The following is a 19,110-nucleotide window of genomic DNA, read 5'->3' on the forward strand; positions in this document are numbered from 1 at the left end:
TGGCCGAGTGCCGGGTGGCGCTTTCTCCGTACCTCGATGTCGATCTGGTGGCGGTGTTGACCGGTGACGACGAGTCGTGGTTGGCGCGGGTCGAGGTGGTGCAGCCGGTGCTGTGGGCGGTGGGTGTCGCCCTGGCCGCGGTGTGGCGGCACGTCGGGGTCGACCCGCAGGCGGTGATTGGTCACTCGCAGGGTGAGATCGGTGCCGCCTGCGTGGCCGGGATCCTGTCGCTTGACGACGCGGCGAAGACGGTGGCGTTGCGGTCGCGGGCGCTGTCGGTGCTGCGCGGCACCGGCACGATGGCATCGGTCGACCTGTCCGCTGACGACGTCACCGCCCGGCTGGGCGGCTTCGACGGCGTCGGGGTGGCGGCGATCAACGGCCCGGCGACCGTGGTGGTCTCCGGTCCGCCGCAGGCGGTCGCGGACCTGGTCGAGTCGTGTCAGGCCGACGGTATCCGGGCCCGGTTGATCCCGGTGGACTACGCGTCGCACTCGGCGGCCGTGGAGGAGGTCGCGCAGCAGCTCCGCACCGACCTGGCCGGCGTGACGCCGCAGCTGGGTCACACGCGTCTGGTGTCGACGTTGACCGGTGAGTGGGTGGATCCGGCGACGATGACGGCGGACTACTGGTACGACAACCTGCGGCAGACCGTGCGCTTCGACACCGCGGTGCGGACGGCGGTCGGGGCGGGCCACAGCACGTTCGTGGAGATCAGCCCGCATCCGGTGCTGACGATGCCGGTGACGGCGATCCTGGACGACCTCGGCACGGCCGGGCACACGTTGTCGACGTTGCGTCGGGGTGAGGACGACCCGACCCGGCTGTTGACCAACCTGGCCACCGCGTACAGCATCGGCCTGCCGGTCGACCTGACCAGCGTGCTCGCCGGCACGGACACCGTCGCGCTGCCCACCTACGCGTTCGACCGGGCCCGCTACTGGCCCCGCGCCAGCCTCGACGCGCCCGCCGCCGGGGAGAGCCCGACCGGCGTCGACGCAGCCTTCTGGGCCGCCGTCGACAACGAGGACCTCGCGGCGCTCGCCGACCTCACCGCCGCCGACGCCGCCGAATCCCTCGACCGGCTCGGCGCGGTCCTGCCGCTGCTCGCCGACTGGCGCCGCCGGCAACGCGACCGGTCCACGCTCGACGACCTGCGCTACCGCGCCGTCTGGCAGCCGTACGGCGGAATTCCGGTCGGCTACCTCACCGGCGTCTGGTGGATCGTCGCCGACGAGGCCGGCACCGCCGAGGCGGAGACCGCGGTGGCCGAACTGACCCGGCGCGGCGCGGACGCCCGGCTGGTGCTGCTGCCCGCCGACGACACCGACCGCGCCGCCGTCGCCGCCCGGCTCACCGCCGCCGGCCCCGACCCGGCCGACCGGGTGCTCTCCCTGCTCGCGCTCGCCGACGGCCCGGTCGACGCCACCGAGCCGGTGCCGCCGTTCCTGGCCCGCTCGCTGGCGCTGATCCAGGCGCTCGGGGACCTCGACGTGGCCGCGCCGCTGTGGTGCGTCACCCGCGGCGCCGCCGGCACCACCCGCGACGGCGGCGCCGGCCGGCCCGAACAGGCCCTGCTCTGGGGCCTCGGCCGGGTCGTCGCGCTGGAACACCCGGAACGCTGGGGCGGCCTGGTCGACGTGCCGGCCACGCTCGACGACCACGGCTGGGACCTGCTCTGCGCCGCGCTCACCGGCCCCGACGGGGAGGACCAGCTCGCCGTCGACGGCGTCACGCTGCTGGTCCGCCGGCTCGTCCGGGCGCCCGGCGGCGGCACCGACCCGGAACTCGACCACGCCGGCACCACGCTGGTCACCGGCGGCACCGGCGCGCTCGGCGGGCAGGTGGCCCGCTGGCTCGCCGACCGGGGCGCCACGCACCTGATGCTGGTCAGCCGACGCGGCGCCGACGCGCCCGGTACCGCCGACCTGGTCCGCGACCTCACCGACCGGGGCGCCCGGGTCACGGTCGCCGCCTGCGACGTGGCCGACCGGGCCGCGCTCGCCAAGCTCCTCGACGAGGTGCCCGCCGACGCGCCGTTGACCGGCGTCGTACACACCGCCGGCGTCCTCGACGACGGGGTCCTCGACGGTCTCACCGCCGACCGGATCGCCGACGTGCTGCGACCCAAGGTGCTCGGCGCGCTGCACCTGCACGAGCTGACCGCCGATCGGGACCTGCGCGCCTTCGTGCTCTTCTCCGCGCTGCCCGGCCAGCTCGGCGCCGCCGGGCAGGGCAGCTACGCCGCCGCGAACGCCTACCTCGACGCGTTGGCCGAACAACGGCACCGGCGGGGTCTGCCGGCCACCTCCGTCGCCTGGGGACCCTGGGCCACCGGCGGCATGGCCGACGCCGACCCCGCCGTCGCCGAACGCCGGCGGCGCAGCGGCGTCGCCCGGCTCGACAGCGACCTCGCGCTCGCCGCGCTCGCCGGCTGCCTCGCCCGCCGCGAACCGGTCACCGTGGTCGCCGGCGTCGACTGGGCCCGGTACGTGCCCGGCTTCACCGCGGTCCGACCCAGCCCGCTGCTCACCGGCATCCCGGAGGCGCTCCGCGCCACCGCCGAACGCGCCGACGACGCCGGCCCCTCCGCCGAGTCGCTCGCCGCCCTGCTCGCCGGGCAGAGTGAGGTGGAACGCCGCAGGACGCTGCTCGACCTCGTCCGGGGCCAGGCGGCGGCGGTGCTCGGACACGCCTCGGACACCGCCGTCGAACCCGACCGGGCGTTCCGGGACCTCGGCTTCGACTCGCTGACCGCGGTGGAGCTGCGCAACCGGCTCACCGCCGCCACCGGCGTCCGGCTGCCCGCCACGGTGGTGTTCGACTACCCGACCGCCGCGCTGCTCGCCGACCACGTCCGCGCCGCCGTCGTGGACGGGGGAGTGGCCGCCGCCGCGCCGGTCTTCGGCGAACTGGAGCGGCTGGAGGCGGCGCTGTCCGGCGCCGCCCCCGACCGGGGCGCGCGGCTGCGGATCACCGAACGGCTCCGGACGCTGCTGGCCTCGCTCAACGAGGTGGACGCCCCGGCGGACGGCGACGGCGTCGCCGACAAGCTCCAGGACGCCACCCCGGACGAGGTCTTCGACTTCATCGACCGCGAGCTGGGGGTGTCCTGACGTGACCACTGCCGGCTCGGGGCAACACAGGGAATGGGCGGACCATGGCTGACGAGGCGAAGCTTCTCGACTACCTCAAGCGGGTCACCGCCGACCTGCACCAGGTGCGGCAGCGGCTGCGCGAGGTGGAGGCCGGCGAGCAGGAGCCGGTCGCGATCGTCGGCATGAGCTGCCGCTTCCCCGGCGGCATCCGCACCCCGGAGCAGCTGTGGGACGTGGTGGCGTCCGGCCGGGACGTGATGACCGAGTTCCCCACCGACAGGGGCTGGGACCTCGACGCGCTGCACGCCGGCGACCCCGAGGACGCCGGCACCTCGTACGCGCGCCACGGCGGCTTCGTCACCGACCTGGCCGACTTCGACAGCGGCTTCTTCGCCATCTCGCCGCGCGAGGCGCTCGCCATGGACCCCCAGCAGCGGTGGCTGCTGGAGACCACCTGGGAGGTCTTCGAGCGGGCCGGCATCGACCCGCACACGCTGCGCGGCAGCCGCACCGGCGTGTTCGCCGGCAGCACCGGCCAGGACTACGGCACCGTGCTGATGACCGCCGCCGCGCAGGGCCTGGAAGGGCACCTGATGACCGGCAACGCCGGCAGCGTGGTGTCCGGCCGGATCGCCTACACGTTCGGCCTGGAAGGGCCCGCGGTCACCGTCGACACCGCCTGCTCGTCGTCGCTGGTGGCGATGCACCTGGCCGGGCAGGCACTGCGGCAGCGGGAGTGCACGCTCGCCGTCGTCGCCGGCGTCACCGCCATGTGTACGCCGGGCGCGTTCGTCGAGTTCTCCCGCCAGCGCGGACTGGCCGCCGACGGCCGGTGCAAGGCGTTCGCCGCCGCCGCCGACGGCACCGGCTGGTCCGAGGGCGTCGGTGTGCTGCTACTGGAACGCGTCTCCGACGCCCGCCGCAACGGCCACCCGATCCTCGCCGTGCTGCGCGGCAGCGCGGTCAACCAGGACGGCGCGTCGAACGGGCTGAGCGCCCCGAACGGCCCGTCGCAGCAGCGGGTGATCCAGCAGGCCCTGGCCAACGCCGGGCTCGCCGCCGGCGGCGTGGACGTGGTGGAGGCGCACGGCACCGGCACCCGGCTCGGCGACCCGATCGAGGCGCAGGCGCTGCTGGCCACGTACGGGCAGGACCGGGGCGACGCCGCGCCGCTGCTGCTCGGCTCCGTCAAGTCGAACCTGGGGCACACGCAGGCCGCGGCCGGCGTCGCCGGGGTGATCAAGATGGTGCAGGCGATGCGGCACGGGCTCGTCCCGCCCACGCTGCACGTGGACGCGCCGACGCCGCAGGTCGACTGGGACACCGGAGCGGTCGAGCTGGTCACCGAGGCCACCCCGTGGCCGGCGGTAGACCGGCCCCGCCGCTCGGCGATCTCCTCGTTCGGCGTGTCCGGCACCAACGCGCACACCATCCTCGAACAGGCGCCGCCGGACGAACCCGCCCCGGCCGACGCCGCGCCGACACGTACCCGCCCGGTCGTACCGGTGCTGGTGTCCGCCCGCGACGACGCCGCGCTCGCCGACCAGGCCGGCCGCTGGGCCGCGCGGCTGGCCGCCGACCCGGCGTCGACCGCGCTCGACGTGGCGTTCTCGTCGACCACCGCGCGGGCGGCGCTGGACCGGCGGGCCGTGCTGGCCGCCACCGACCGCGACGACCTGCTCGCCGGCCTGCGGGCGCTCGCGGCCGGAACGCCGACGGCCGCCACGGCGACCGGCGCGGCCACCGACCGGCAGGGCCTGGCGGTGCTCTTCTCCGGGCAGGGCGCGCAGCGTGCCGGCATGGGCCGGGAGCTGTCCGAGACGTTCCCGGTGTTCGCCGCCGCGCTCGACGAGGTGTGCGCGGCACTCGATCCGTTGCTGCCGCAGCCGGTGAAGCCGGTGCTGTTCGGCGACGGCGACCTGCTGGATCAGACGCAGTTCACGCAGGCCGGTCTGTTCGCGGCCGAGGTGGCGTTGTTCCGCCTGGTCGAGTCGTTCGGCGTCACCCCCGACTTCGTGGGTGGCCACTCGATCGGTGAGGTCACCGCCGCCCACGTGGCGGGTGTGTTGTCCCTGCCGGACGCGTGCCAGTTGGTGGCGGCGCGCGGCCGGTTGATGCAGGCGCTGCCCGCCGGTGGCGGGATGCTCGCGGTCGCCGCGCCGGAGTCCGAGGTGGCCGCGTCGATCGCCGGTCGCGCGGACGTGGGGATCGCGGCGGTCAACGGGCCGTCGTCGGTGGTGCTGTCCGGGCCGGTCGACGCGTTGACCGAGCTGGAGCGCGCCTGGCGGGACCGCGGTGTGCGGGTCCGCCGGTTGACGGTGTCGCACGCGTTCCACAGCCCGCTGATGGAGCCGATGCTCGCCGAGTTCCGCACCGTGCTCGACGGGCTCACGTTCGCCGCACCGGCCCTGCCGATCGTGTCGAACGTGACCGGTGCGTTGGCCGGGGACGAGATCACCGGCCCGGACTACTGGGTGCGGCACGTGCGGGAAGCGGTGCGGTACGCCGACGGGGTCGCCGCGTTGCGCGCCGCCGGGGCGGACACGTTCCTGGAGGTCGGCCCGCAGAGCGTGCTCACCGCGCTGACCGCGGAGATCCTGCCCGACGACGAGGCCGTGGTCGCGACCGCCGTGCAGCGCCGGGACCGGGACGAGACCGGGGCGTTGCTGGCCGGCCTGGCCGAGCTGCACGTGCACGGTGTCCAGATCGACTGGGCGCCCTGGTTCGCCGGCACCGGCGCGACCCGCGTCGACCTGCCCACCTACGCGTTCCAGCGTCGGCGCTACTGGCCGGAGGCCGGCGGCGGCTGGACCGGGGACGTCACCGCGGTCGGCCTGCGCCCCGCCCGGCACCCGCTGCTCGGCGCCGCCGTCGGCGTCGCCCACGCCGAGGGCTTCCTGTTCACCGGCCGGCTGTCCCGGCGTACCCACCCGTGGATCGCCGACCACGTCGTCTTCGACACCGTGCTGCTGCCCGGCACCGGCTTCGTCGAGCTGGCCCTCCAGGCCGGCGCCCACGTCGGCGCCGACCACGTCCGCGAACTGACCCTCGAAGCGCCGCTGATCCTGCCCGAGAACGGCGGCGTCGACATCCAGCTCTGGATCGGCCCGGCCGACGAGACCGGCTGCCGGTCCGTGTCGCTGCACTCCGCGCCCGACCACGACCGGCCCGGCGACGAGCCGACCGACCGGGAGACCGCCGACGGGGACCCACGCACCTGGACCCGCAACGCCAGCGGCGTCCTCGCCGACCGGCCGGCGCAACCCGGCGTACCCGGCTGGTCCGACCTGGCCGCCTGGCCGCCGCCGGACGCCACCGAGGTGCCCACCGACCAGCTCTACCCGCACCTGGCCGCGCAGGGCTACGACTACGGCCCGTCGTTCATCGCGCTGCGCACCGCCTGGCGGCGCGGCGACGACCTCTTCGCCGACCTGACGCTGCCCGAGACACCGGCCGCCGAGGCCGGCGGCTACGGCGTGCACCCGGCGCTGCTCGACGCCGCGCTGCACACGCTCGGCCTCACCAGCGCCGCCGGTGAACCCGCCGGCCCCGGGCTGCCCCCCGGCCACGGCCGGCTGCCGTTCTCCTGGAACGACATCGCGCTGCACGCCGCCGGCGCCGCCGCCGCCCGGGTCCGGGTCCGGCACACCGGCCCGGACAGCGTCTCGCTGCTCCTCGCCGGCGTCGACGGCGCCCCGATCGCCTCGGTCGGCTCGCTGGTGCTGCGGCCGGTCACCGCCGACCAGCTCCGCACCGCCGGCGGCGGCGGACCCGAGTCGCTGTACCGGATCGACTGGACCCCGCTGCCGCTGCCCACCGGGCCGGCCGCCGGCACGTGGGCGGTGCTCGACACCGACCCCGGGCTCGCCGACGCGGTCGCCGCCACCGGGACGGCCGTCACCGCGTACCCCGATCTCGCGGCCCTGACCGGCGCGCTCGACGACGACGCCGACGCGCCCGGCGTGCTTGTCGTGCCGTTCCTCGACCCGCGCGGCGAGCGCGACGTGCCCCGCTGGGTCGCCGAGACGACCCACCGGGCGCTCGACGTGCTCCAGCGGTTCCTCGCCGACGACCGCTACGAGGCCACCCGGCTGGTCGTGCTCACCCGCGGCGCGGTCGCCACCGAGCCGGACGCCGACCTCACCGACCTGGCCGGCGCGGCCGTCATCGGCCTGGTGCGTTCCGCCCAGTCGGAGAACCCGGGCCGGTTCGTGCTGGTCGACGTGGACGACCCGGCGACCGCCGCCGCCGCGCTGGTGGCGGCGCTGGACACCGACGAACCGCAGGTCGCCGTCCGTGCCGGTGTCGCGGCCGGCGCCCGGCTCACCCGGGTGCCCGCGCCCGCCGAGCCGGCCGACCCGGCGTTCGACGCCGACGGCACCGTGCTGATCACCGGCGCCACCGGCACGCTCGGCCAGCTCATGAGCCGGCACCTGGTGACCCGGCACGGCGTGCGGCACCTGGTGCTCACCAGCCGGCGCGGCCGGGACGCCGCCGGCATCCCGGAGCTCTGCGACGAGCTGACCGCGCTGGGCGCCACCGTCACGGTCGCCGCCTGCGACGTCGCCGACCGCGACGCGGTCGCCGCGCTGCTCGCCGACCTCCCCGCCGACCACCCGCTCACCGCAGTGGTGCACGCCGCCGGGGTACGCGACGACGGCGTCATCTCCTCGCTCACCCCCGACCGGGTCGACGGCGTGCTGCGTCCGAAGGTGGACGCCGCCTGGCACCTGCACGAGCTGACCGCCGACCTCGACCTCACCGCGTTCGTCTCGTACTCCTCGCTCGCGGCCACCGCCGGCGGACCCGGCCAGGGTAACTACGCCGCCGCCAACGCGTTCCTCGACGGGCTGGCCCACCACCGCCGCGCCCGTGGCCTCGCCGCGCTCACCCTCGCGTGGGGCCTCTGGGCCGACCGCAGCGGCATGACCACCGAACTGGACGACGTCCACCTCAACCGCATCTCCCGCTCCGGCGTGTCCGCGATGGAGGCGGAGGAGGGGCTGGCGCTCTTCGACGCCGCCTGCCGCGTCCCGGCCGCCGCGCTGGTGCCCGCCCGCCTCGACCTGGCCGCCATGCGGGCCCAGTTCGCCGGCGCCGTCCCGCCGCTGTACCGGGCGCTGATCCGCGCCGGTCGGGGCACCGCCGCCGCGCCGGCCACCGGGGCGTCGCTGGTGCAGCAGCTCGCCGCGCTCGCCGACACCGACCGGCGGGCCGCGCTGCTGGAGATCGTCCGGGGGCAGGCCGCCGCCGTGCTCGGTTACCCCGACCCGGCCGCCGTCGACCCGCGCCGCGCGTTCAGCGACCTCGGCTTCGACTCGCTCACCGCCGTCGAGATGCGCAACCGGCTCGGCAACGCGTTCGGCCTGCGGCTGCCCGCCACGCTGGTCTTCGACTACCCGAGCCCGCAGGAACTCGCCGCCCACCTGGACACCGAGATCGCGGGCGTGCCGGTCCCGGCCCACCCGGCGACCGCCCCGGTCACCGTCGGCGACGACGAGCCGCTGGCCATCATCGGCATGGCCTGCCGGCTGCCCGGCGGCGTGTCCACCCCGGACGACCTGTGGCGGCTCGTCGCCGACGGCGTCGACGCGATCACCGACCTGCCCGGCGACCGGGGCTGGGACCTGGACACGCTCTACAGCCCCGACCCGGACGCCGCCGGCACGTTCTACGCCCGCGGCGGCGGCTTCCTCGCCGACGTCGACCGGTTCGACCCCGGCTTCTTCGGCATCAGCCCGCGCGAGGCGCTCGCCATGGACCCGCAGCAGCGGCTGCTGCTGGAGACCACCTGGGAGACGTTCGAGTCCGCCGGCATCGACCCGACCGGGGTACGCGGCAGCAGCACCGGCGTTTTCGTCGGCACCAGCGGCCAGGACTACGGCTCGCTGCTCGCGTTCGCCCCGGAGGAGACCTCCGGGTACGCGCTCACCGGCATGACCAGCAGCGTCATCTCCGGCCGGGTCGCCTACACGTACGGGCTGGAAGGGCCGGCCGTCTCGCTGGACACCGCCTGCTCGTCGTCGCTCGTCGCGCTGCACTGGGCCGGGCAGGCGCTGCGCCGCGGCGAGTGCGACATGGCCCTCGCGGGCGGCGTCATCGTGATGGCCACCCCGACCGCGTTCGTGGAGTTCTCCCGCCAGCGCGGACTGGCCGCCGACGGCCGGTGCAAGTCGTTTGCCGCGTCCGCCGACGGTACCGGCTGGGCCGAGGGCGTCGGCCTGCTGCTGGTGCAGCGTCTCTCCGACGCCCGCCGGCAGGGCCGACACGTCCTCGCGGTCGTTCGTGGCAGCGCGGTCAACTCCGACGGCGCGTCCAACGGGCTGACCGCCCCGAACGGCCCGTCGCAGCAGCGGGTGATCCGGGCGGCGCTGGCCGCCGCGCGGCTGTCCCCGGCCGACGTGGACGTGGTCGAGGCGCACGGCACCGGCACCACCTTGGGTGACCCGATCGAGGCGCAGGCGCTGCTCGCCACGTACGGGCAGGACCGGCCCGCCGACCGGCCGCTGCTGCTCGGCTCGATCAAGTCGAACATCGGCCACGCCCAGGCCGCCGCCGGCGTCGCCGGTGTGATCAAGATGGTGCAGGCCATGCGGCACGGCACCGTACCCCGCACGCTGCACGTGGACGAGCCGTCCCCGCACATCGACTGGGACGCCGGCGCGGTGGAACTGGCCACCGAGGCGCGGCCCTGGCCGGCGGGCGACCGCCCGCGCCGGGCGGCGGTGTCGTCGTTCGGCATCTCCGGCACCAACGCGCACGTCATCGTGGAACAGGGCGACGAACCGGCCGCCCCGGCCGCCACCGGCGCCGGCCTGCTGGACACCGCCGCGACGGTGTGGGCGGTCTCCGCACGGTCCCGCGCCGCGCTGGCCGGGCAGGCCGCCCGCCTGGCCGGGCACGTCCGCGCGCAGGGCGACGTGGACACCGCGGCGGTGGCCTGGTCGTTGGTCGCCACCCGGTCGGCGTTCGACCAGCGGGCCGCCGTGGTCGGCTCGTCGGTCGAGGAGTTGCTGTCCGGCCTGGACGCGCTCGCCGACGGGGCGCCGTCACCACACCTGGTCACCGGCACGGCCTCCGCCACCGCCGGTCCGGTGTTCGTGTTCCCGGGTCAGGGCGCGCAGTCGGCGCGGATGGCGGCGGGTCTGGTGGGTCGGTGCGGGCCGTTCGATGCGGCGCTGGCCGAGTGCCGGGTGGCGCTTTCTCCGTACCTCGATGTCGATCTGGTGGCGGTGTTGACCGGTGACGACGAGTCGTGGTTGGCGCGGGTCGAGGTGGTGCAGCCGGTGCTGTGGGCGGTGGGTGTCGCCCTGGCCGCGGTGTGGCGGCACGTCGGGGTCGACCCGCAGGCGGTGGTCGGGCATTCGCAGGGTGAGATCGGCGCGGCGTGTGTGGCCGGGATCCTGTCCCTTGACGACGCGGCGAAGACGGTGGCGTTGCGGTCCCGGGCGCTGTCGGTGCTGCGCGGCACCGGCACGATGGCATCGGTCGACCTGTCCGCTGACGACGTCACCGCCCGGCTGGGCGGCTTCGACGGCGTCGGGGTGGCGGCGGTCAACGGCCCGGCGACCGTGGTGGTGTCCGGTCCGCCGCAGGCGGTCGCGGACCTGGTCGAGTCGTGTCAGGCCGACGGCGTCCGGGCCCGGCTGATCCCGGTCGACTACGCCTCCCACTCCGCCGCCGTGGAGGAGGTCGCGCAGCAGCTCCGCACCGACCTGGCCGGCGTGACGCCGCAGCCGGGTCACATCCGGTTGGTGTCGACGTTGACCGGGGAGTGGGTGGACCCGGCGACGATGATGGCGGACTACTGGTACGACAACCTGCGGCAGACCGTGCGCTTCGACACCGCAGTGCGCACGGCGGTCGGGGCGGGACACACGACGTTCGTGGAGATCAGCCCGCACCCGGTGCTGACCATGCCGGTCACCGCGATCCTCGACGACCTCGGCACCGCCGGGCACACGCTGTCCACGTTGCGACGTGGTGAGGACGACCCGACCCGCCTGCTGACCAACCTGGCCACCGCGCACAGTGTCGGCCTGCCGGTCGACCTGACCAGCGTGCTCGCCGAGACGGACACCGTCCCGCTGCCCACCTACGCGTTCGAGCAGCAGCGGTTCTGGCTCGACCCGCCCGCCCACCGGGCCCAGGACGTCGCCTCCGCCGGCCTCCAGGACGCCGGCCACCCGCTGCTCAGCGCCGCCGTCACGTTCCCCGACAGCGAGCGGCTGGTCTTCACCGGGCGGCTGTCCGTCCGCACCCACCCGTGGCTCGGCGAGCACCGGGTGATGAACGCGATCCTGCTGCCCGGCACCGCGTTCGTCGAACTGGCCGCGCACGCCGGCGACCAGGCCGGCGCGCCGGTGGTCGAGGAACTCACCCTGCTCGCCCCGCTCGTGCTGCCGGAACTCGGGTCGCTCCAGATCCAGCTCACCGTCGGCGAGCGCGACGAGACCGGCCGCCGCCCGGTGCAACTGCACTCCCGCCCGTACCGGGACGGCTCCGACGAGATCCTCGCCGACGTGGCCTGGACCTGCCACGCCACCGGGCTGCTCGCCCCGCGCGGCGCCGAACCGCCCGCGTTCGACCTCGGTGTGTGGCCGCCGCCCGGCGCCACGCCGGTCGCCTCCGACTCCTTCTACGCCGGCCTGGAAGCCACCGTCTTCGGCTACGGCCCGGTCTTCCGCGGCCTGCGCGCCGCCTGGACCCGGGGCGACGAGGTCTTCGCCGAGGTGGCGCTCCCCGCCGACCACCACGCCGAGGCCGGCCGGTTCGGGCTCCACCCGGCGCTGCTCGACGGCGCGCTCCAGGCGATGTCCATCGGCGGGTTCCTCGGCCGGATGGGCGACGGCGCCGACGCCAGCGTGCCCCGGCTGCCGTTCGCCTGGACCGGTGTCACGCTGCTCGCCGCCGGCGCCACCGCGCTGCGGGTCCGCGTCGCCGCGGCCGGCGACGTCGGCGTCACGTTCCAGGTCGCCGACGCCACCGGCGCCCCGGTCCTGCACGCCGACTCGCTGATCATGCGCCGGGTCACCGGTGACGCGCTCGGCGCGGCCCGCTCCGGCCGGCACGAGTCGCTGTTCCAGGTGGACTGGCCGGTGTTGCCGGTGACCGCCGGACCGTTGCCGGCCGCCACCGGATGGGTGGTGCTCGGCGACGACCTCGCGCTCAACGCCGCCGCCGAGGCCGCCGGTGCCCGCGTCCGCCCCGACCTCGCCCCGGAATCCTTCGCCGAGCTGCTCGCCGGTGGGGAACCCGCCCCCGGGACACTGATCGTGCCGGTCGGCGGCACCGGCGCCGGCGCCGGCCCCGAACTGGCCGCGCAGGCCCGCGCCACCACCCACCGCCTGCTCGGCACGCTCCAGGCCTGGCTCGCCGACGACCGGTTCGCCGACACCCGCCTGGTGCTGGTCACCCGCGGCGCCGTCGCCACCGGCGACCCGGCCGAGGTCGACCTGCGGTCGGCGCCCGCCTGGGGACTCGTCCGCACCGCCCAGCTCGAACACCCCGACCGGATCCACCTCGTCGACCTGGACGCCGAGCCGGCCGGCGCCGCGCTGCTCGCCGCCGCGATCGGCACCGGCGAACCGCAGCTCGCCGTGCACGCCGGCCAGGTGCGCGCGCCGCGCCTGGCCCGCGTGCCGGCCGGGCTGGAGCCCCGGCCCGGCGGCGTCGACCCGGACGGCACCGTGCTGATCACCGGCGGTACCGGCGTGCTGGGCCGGCTGCTGGCCCGCCACCTCGCCACCACCCACGGCATGCGGCACCTGCTGCTCGCCGGGCGGCGCGGCGCGACCGCCGACGGCATCGACGACCTGGTCACCGAGCTGGCCGGCGTCGGCACCGAGGTCACGGTCGCCGCCTGCGACGCCGCCGACCCGGACGCGCTCGCCGCGCTGCTCGACGGCATTCCCGCCGCGCATCCGCTCACCGCCGTGGTGCACGCCGCCGGCGTGCTCGACGACGGCGTGCTGGAGTCGCTCACCCCGGACCGCGTCGACGCGGTCGGCATCCCCAAGATCGACGCGGCGTGGCACCTGCACCGGCTCGCCGCCGGCCGGGATCTCGGCGCGTTCGTGCTGTTCTCGTCCGCCGCCGCCACGCTCGGCAGCGCCGGCCAGGCCAACTACGGTGCGGCCAACGCGTTCCTCGACGCGCTCGCCGCGCACCGGCGGGCCCAGGGCCTGCCCGGCATCTCGCTCGCCTGGGGCCTCTGGGAGCAGGCCAGCGGCATGACCGGTCACCTCGCCGACGCCGACGTGCGGCGGATGACCGAGCAGGGTGCCGCCGGGCTCGCCACCGAGCAGGCGCTGCACCTGTTCGACGCCGCCTGGCGGCTGGACACCGCTGCCGTCGTACCGATGCGGTTGGACGTGGCGGCGCTGCGCGGCCAGGCCGAGGCCGGGGTGCTCGCGCCGCTGCTGCGCGGCCTGGTCCGGGTGCCGCTGCGGCGCTCGGTCGACGCGGGCGGCGCCGGCACCGGCGGCGTGCCGCTCGCCCAGCGGCTCGCCGGCCTGGCCGACCCGGAGCGGCGCAAGGTGCTGCTCGACGTGGTCCGGGCGAACGTGGCCGCGGTGCTCGGCCACGCCGGGCCGGAAGCCGTCGACCCCGGCCGCCTCTTCACCGACCTGGGCTTCGACTCGCTGACCGCGGTCGACCTGCGCAACCGGCTCAACACGCTGTCCGGGCTGCGGTTGCCCGCCACGCTGGTCTTCGACTACCCGACGCCGCACGCCCTCGCCGAGAAGCTGGCCGGCGAGATCGCCGCCGACGCGGCGCCCTCCACCCAGCCGCTGTTCCAGGGCATCGACGCGGTCGAGTCGCTGCTCACCACGCTGGCGCTCGACCCGGCGACCCGGGACCGGTTCGCCACCCGGATGCGTGACCTGCTGGCCAAGGCCACCGACCTCGCCGGCCCGGCCGAGGAACCGGAGCGGCCCGACCTCGACGCGGCCAGCGACGACGAGATCTTCGACTTCATCAGCAAAGAGTTTGGAATCTCCTGACATGACCACCGCGGATCAAGGCAGGGACGCGATGAGCGACGACGACAAGCTGCGGTACTTCCTCAAGCGGGTGACCGCCGACCTGCACGACACGAAGCGCAAGCTGCAGACCGTCGAGGCGCGGGACCAGGAACCACTCGCCATCGTGTCGATGAGCTGCCGGTTCCCCGGCGGCGTCCGGTCCCCGGAGGAACTGTGGGACCTGGTCGCCGAGGGGCGTGACGCGCTCACCGAGTTCCCCGACGACCGGGGCTGGGACCTCGACGGGCTGTACGACCCCGACCCGGACAAGCCCGGCAAGAGCTACACCCGGGTCGGCGGGTTCCTCGACCGCGCCGGTGACTTCGACCCGGCCCTGTTCGGCATCTCGCCCCGCGAGGCGCTCGCCATGGACCCGCAGCAGCGGCTGCTGCTGGAGACGTCCTGGGAGGCGATCGAGCGGGCCGGCATCGACCCGTTGTCGCTGCGCGGCAGCGCCACCGGCGTCTTCGTCGGGCTGAGCACCTCCAACTACGGGATGGGCCTGCCGTACGTGCCGGACGGCGTGGACATGTACCTCGGCACCGGCAACACCACGAGCGTCGCCTCCGGCCGGATCTCGTTCACGCTCGGCCTCAACGGCCCCGCCGTCACCGTCGACACCGCCTGCTCGTCGTCGCTTGTCGCGCTGCACCTGGCCGGGCAGGCGCTGCGCCGCGGCGAGTGCGACCTGGCGGTCGCCGGTGGCGTCACCGTGATGGCCACCCCGGGCGTGTTCATCGTCTTCTCCCGCCAGCGCGGCATGTCCGTCGACGGGCGGTGCCGCGCGTTCGCGGCCGGCGCCGACGGCACCGGCTGGGGCGAGGGCGGCGGCGTCGTCGTGGTGGAGCGGCTCGCCGACGCCGAACGCAACGGCCACCCGATCCTCGCCGTGATCCGCGGCAGCGCGCTCAACCAGGACGGCGCGTCCAACGGCCTGACCGCCCCGAACGGCCCCTCCCAGCAGCGGGTCATCCGGGCCGCGCTGGCCGACGCCCGACTCGGCACGGCCGACGTCGACCTGGTCGAGGCGCACGGCACCGGCACCACGCTCGGCGACCCGATCGAGGCACAGGCGCTGCTCGCCACGTACGGGCAGGACCGGCCCGCGGACCGCCCGCTCTGGCTGGGCTCGGTGAAGTCGAACATCGGCCACACGCAGAGCGCCGCCGGCGTGGCCGGGCTGGTCAAGATGGTGATGGCGCTGCGGCACGGCACGCTGCCGGCGACGCTGCACGTGGACGAGCCGTCCCCGCACGTCGACTGGGACGCCGGCGCGGTGGAGCTGATCACCGAGAACCGGCAGTGGCCGGAACTGGGCCGGCCCCGCCGTGGCGGCGTCTCCTCGTTCGGGGTCAGCGGCACCAACGCGCACGTCATCGTCGAGGAGTACCGCCCCTCCGCCGCCGAGCCGGCTGAGGCGCCCGCCGACGACGCCCCCGCGCCGCGCCGCGCCGGCCTGCTCGCCGCCGGCCCCACCGCCTGGCCGGTGTCGGCCCGGACCCGGGGCGCGCTCGCCGGGCAGGCCGCCCGACTGGCGGCGCACCTGCGCGCCCACCCCGCCGACCCGGCATCCGTGGCCTGGTCGCTGGCCACCACCCGGTCCACGCTCGACCAGCGCGCCGTCGTCGTCGGCGCGGACGCCGCCGAACTGCTCGCCGGCCTGGACGCGCTCGCCGCCGGCCTGCCGGCCGGCAGCCTGGTCACCGGTACGGCGTCCGCCGCCGGCGCCGGCCCGGTCTTCGTCTTCCCCGGCCAGGGCGCCCAGTCCGCTCAGATGGCCGCCGGCCTGGTCGGTCGGTGCGCGCCGTTCGACACCGCGCTGGCCGAGTGCCAGGCGGCGCTGGCCCCCCACCTCGACGTCGATCTCGTGTCGGTGCTGACCGGAGACGACGAGTCCTGGCTGGACCGCGTCGAGGTGGTGCAGCCGGTGCTGTGGGCGGTCGGGGTGGCGCTCGCCGCCGTCTGGCGCGCGGCCGGCGTGACGCCCGACGCGGTGATCGGCCACTCCCAGGGCGAGATCGGCGCGGCGTGCGTCGCCGGGATCCTGTCCCTGGACGACGCGGCGAAGACGGTGGCGTTGCGGTCGCGGGCGCTGTCGGTGCTGCGCGGCACCGGCACGATGGCGTCGGTCGACCTGTCCGCCGACGAGGTGACCGCCCGGCTGGGTGGCGTCGACGGTGTCGGGGTGGCGGCGGTCAACGGCCCGGCCACGGTCGTGGTGTCCGGTCCGCCGCAGGCGGTCGCGGATCTGGTCGAGTCGTGTCAGGCCGACGGCGTCCGGGCCCGGCTGATCCCGGTGGACTACGCGTCGCACTCGGCGGCCGTGGAGGACGTCGCGCAGCAGTTGCGTGCCGACCTGGCCGGCGTGACGCCGCAGGCCGGTCACACCCGGCTGGTGTCCACGCTGACCGGGGAGTGGGTCGACCCGGCCACGATGACGGCCGACTACTGGTACGACAACCTGCGCCGCACGGTCCGGTTCGACTCGGCGGTGCGGACGGCGGTCGAGGCGGGTCACACCACGTTCGTGGAGATCAGCCCGCATCCGGTGCTGACCATGCCGGTGACGGCGATCCTGGACGACCTCGGCACCGCCGGGCACACGTTGTCGACGCTGCGTCGGGGTGAGGACGACCCGACCCGCCTGCTGACCAACCTGGCCACCGCGCACAGCATCGGCCTGCCCGTCGACCTGACCACGGTCCTCGCCGAGACGGACACCGTCGCGCTGCCCACCTACGCGTTCGACCACCAGCGGCTCTGGCTCGACGGCAGCGGTGGCCCCGAGCGGGCGGAGCAGGCGGCCGATCACGGCAGCCCGGACGACAGCGGCTTCTGGGCCGCCGTCGAACGCGACGACCTGTCCGGCCTCGCCGAGGTGCTCGCCGGCGACGACCTCCCCGCCGGGCAGGCGCTCGACGCGCTCGCCCCGGCGCTGCCGGTGCTGCACCGCTGGCGGCGGCAGCAGCGTCGCCAGTCCGACATCGACAGCTGGCGCTACCAGGACACCTGGAAGCCGCTCACCGGCATCACCAACCGTGGCATGGCCGGCACCTGGCTCGTCGTGCTGCCCACCGGCGACATCGTCGAACCCTGGCAGGAGGCGTGCGTCGACGCGTTCGCCGCCGCCGGCGCCACCGTCGTCCCGCTGCCGGTCAGCACCACCGACGTCGACCGGGACCTGCTCGGCAAGCTGCTGCGCGAGGCACTCACCACCGGCGCGGACGGCACGCTCACCGAGGTGACCGGCGTGGTGTCGCTGCTCGCGTTCGACGAACTCGTCCACCCGATGCACCCGTCCGTCCCCGGCGGCTTCGCCGCCACCGTCGCGCTGGTCCAGGCGCTCGGCGACATCGGCCTGGCCGCCCCGATGTGGGCGGTCACGTCCGGCGCCGTCTCGGTCGGCCGCGCCGAACTGCTCCGCTCGCCCGGCCAGGCGATGATCTGGGGCTTCGGCCGCGTCGCCGCGCTGGAACACCCGCAGCGTTGGGGCGGACTCGTCGACCTGCCGGAGGCGGTCGACGAGCGCAGCGCCGGCCTGCTGGTCGCGGCGCTCACCGCCGCCGGCGAGGAGGACCAGATCGCGGTACGCCCCGGCGGACTGCTCGGCCGGCGGCTCACCCGCGTCCCGCTCGGCGACAGCCGGCCCGCGCACCCCTGGCAGCCCTCCGGCACCGCGCTGGTCACCGGCGGCACCGGCGCGCTGGGCGGGCACGCCGCCCGCTGGCTCGCCCGCAGCGGGGTGGAGCACATCGTGGTGGCCAGCCGGCGCGGCATGGACGCCCCCGGCGCCGCCGAACTCGTCGCCGACCTCACCGCGCTCGGCGCCACCGCCAGCGTGGTCACCTGCGACGCCGCGGACCGGGACGCGCTGGCCGCGCTGATCGACGGCATTCCCGCCGACCGGCCGCTGAAAGCAGTGGTGCACGCCAGCGCGGTGCTCGACGACGCCCTGATCAACGAGCTGCGCATCGACCAGATCGAGCGGGTCCTCGCGGCCAAGGTGGACGTCGCCTACCACCTGCACGAACTGACGCTCGACCTCGACCTCGGGGCGTTCGTGCTGTTCTCCTCGTTCGCCGGTTCGGTGGGCAGCTCCGGCGTCGGCAACTACGCCCCGAGCAACGCGTTCCTCGACGCGCTCGCCCAGCACCGGCGCGGACTCGGCCTGCCCGGCACGTCCATCGCCTGGGGCGCCTGGGCCGGCGGCGGCATGGCCGACGGTCCGTTCGGTGAACTGCTGCACCGGCACGGCGTACCCGAGATGCCGCCGGAGGCCGCGATCGCCGCGCTGCACCAGGCCGTCGACCACGGCGAGGCGTTCCTCACCGTCGCCGACATCGCCTGGGAGCGGTTCTCCGTCGCGTTCACCGCCACCCGGCCCGGCCCGCTGATCAGCGACCTGCCGGACGTCCGCCGGCTGCGGACGGTCGAGCGGACCACCGGCGGCGAGGTGCCCGACGGCCCGGAGTCGCTGCGCGACCGGCTCGCCGGGCTGCCCGCCGGCGACCGGATGGCGGTGCTGCTCGCGCTGGTCCGCAGCCAGGTCGCGGCCGTGCTCAACTACCCGTCCGGGGAGTCGGTGGACGAGCACCGCGCGTTCCGTGAACTGGGTTTCGACTCGGTCACCGCGGTCGAGCTGCGCAACCGGCTCGGCCTGGCGAGCGGGGTGGCGCTGCCGGTCACCCTGGTCTTCGACTACCCGACGCCGACCACGCTGGCCGAGTACCTCTACGCCGAGGTGGCCCAGGACGACGTGGTCACCCCGACCGCGTTGCTCGACGACCTCGACCGGATCGCCGACGGGCTCGACGTGGTGGCCCGCGACGAGGCCGCCCGGGTCCGGGCGACGGTCCGCCTCCAGGCCATGCTCACCCGGCTCGGCCAGGGCAGCGGCGGCGACGACGACCTCGGCCGTCATCTCGGCGACGCCAGCGACGACGAGCTGTTCGCCATGGTGGACCGCGACCTCGGTCTCTCCTGAC

3 protein-coding genes are annotated in these 19,110 nt (G+C 75.8%); all 3 read left to right on the forward strand.

The window, feature by feature from the left end; translation table 11 throughout:
* Positions 1-3,116 (forward strand): SDR family NAD(P)-dependent oxidoreductase (locus tag C8054_RS11280; RefSeq protein WP_146179909.1); only part of this gene is annotated, 3,116 nt, incomplete at its 5' end.
* 44 nt (positions 3,117-3,160) lie between these two features.
* Positions 3,161-14,104, forward strand: coding sequence for a type I polyketide synthase (locus tag C8054_RS11285; protein WP_107156725.1), 10,944 nt, complete (start codon positions 3,161-3,163; stop codon positions 14,102-14,104).
* A 31-nt stretch (positions 14,105-14,135) separates the two neighbouring features.
* Positions 14,136-19,109 (forward strand): type I polyketide synthase, encoded by a 4,974-nt coding sequence (locus tag C8054_RS11290; RefSeq protein ID WP_107156726.1) that lies wholly within the window; start codon positions 14,136-14,138, stop codon positions 19,107-19,109.
* The last annotated feature ends 1 nt before the right edge of the window (position 19,110 follow it).

The organism is Micromonospora sp. RP3T (genome assembly GCF_003027925.1).
GTDB lineage: Bacteria > Actinomycetota > Actinomycetes > Mycobacteriales > Micromonosporaceae > Micromonospora.

Coding starts and splice junctions, on each gene's coding strand:
- C8054_RS11290 (WP_107156726.1), top strand. CDS start 14,136: ATGAGCGACGACGACAAGCTGCGGTACTTCCTCAAGCGGGTGACCGCC.
- C8054_RS11285 (WP_107156725.1), top strand. CDS start 3,161: ATGGCTGACGAGGCGAAGCTTCTCGACTACCTCAAGCGGGTCACCGCC.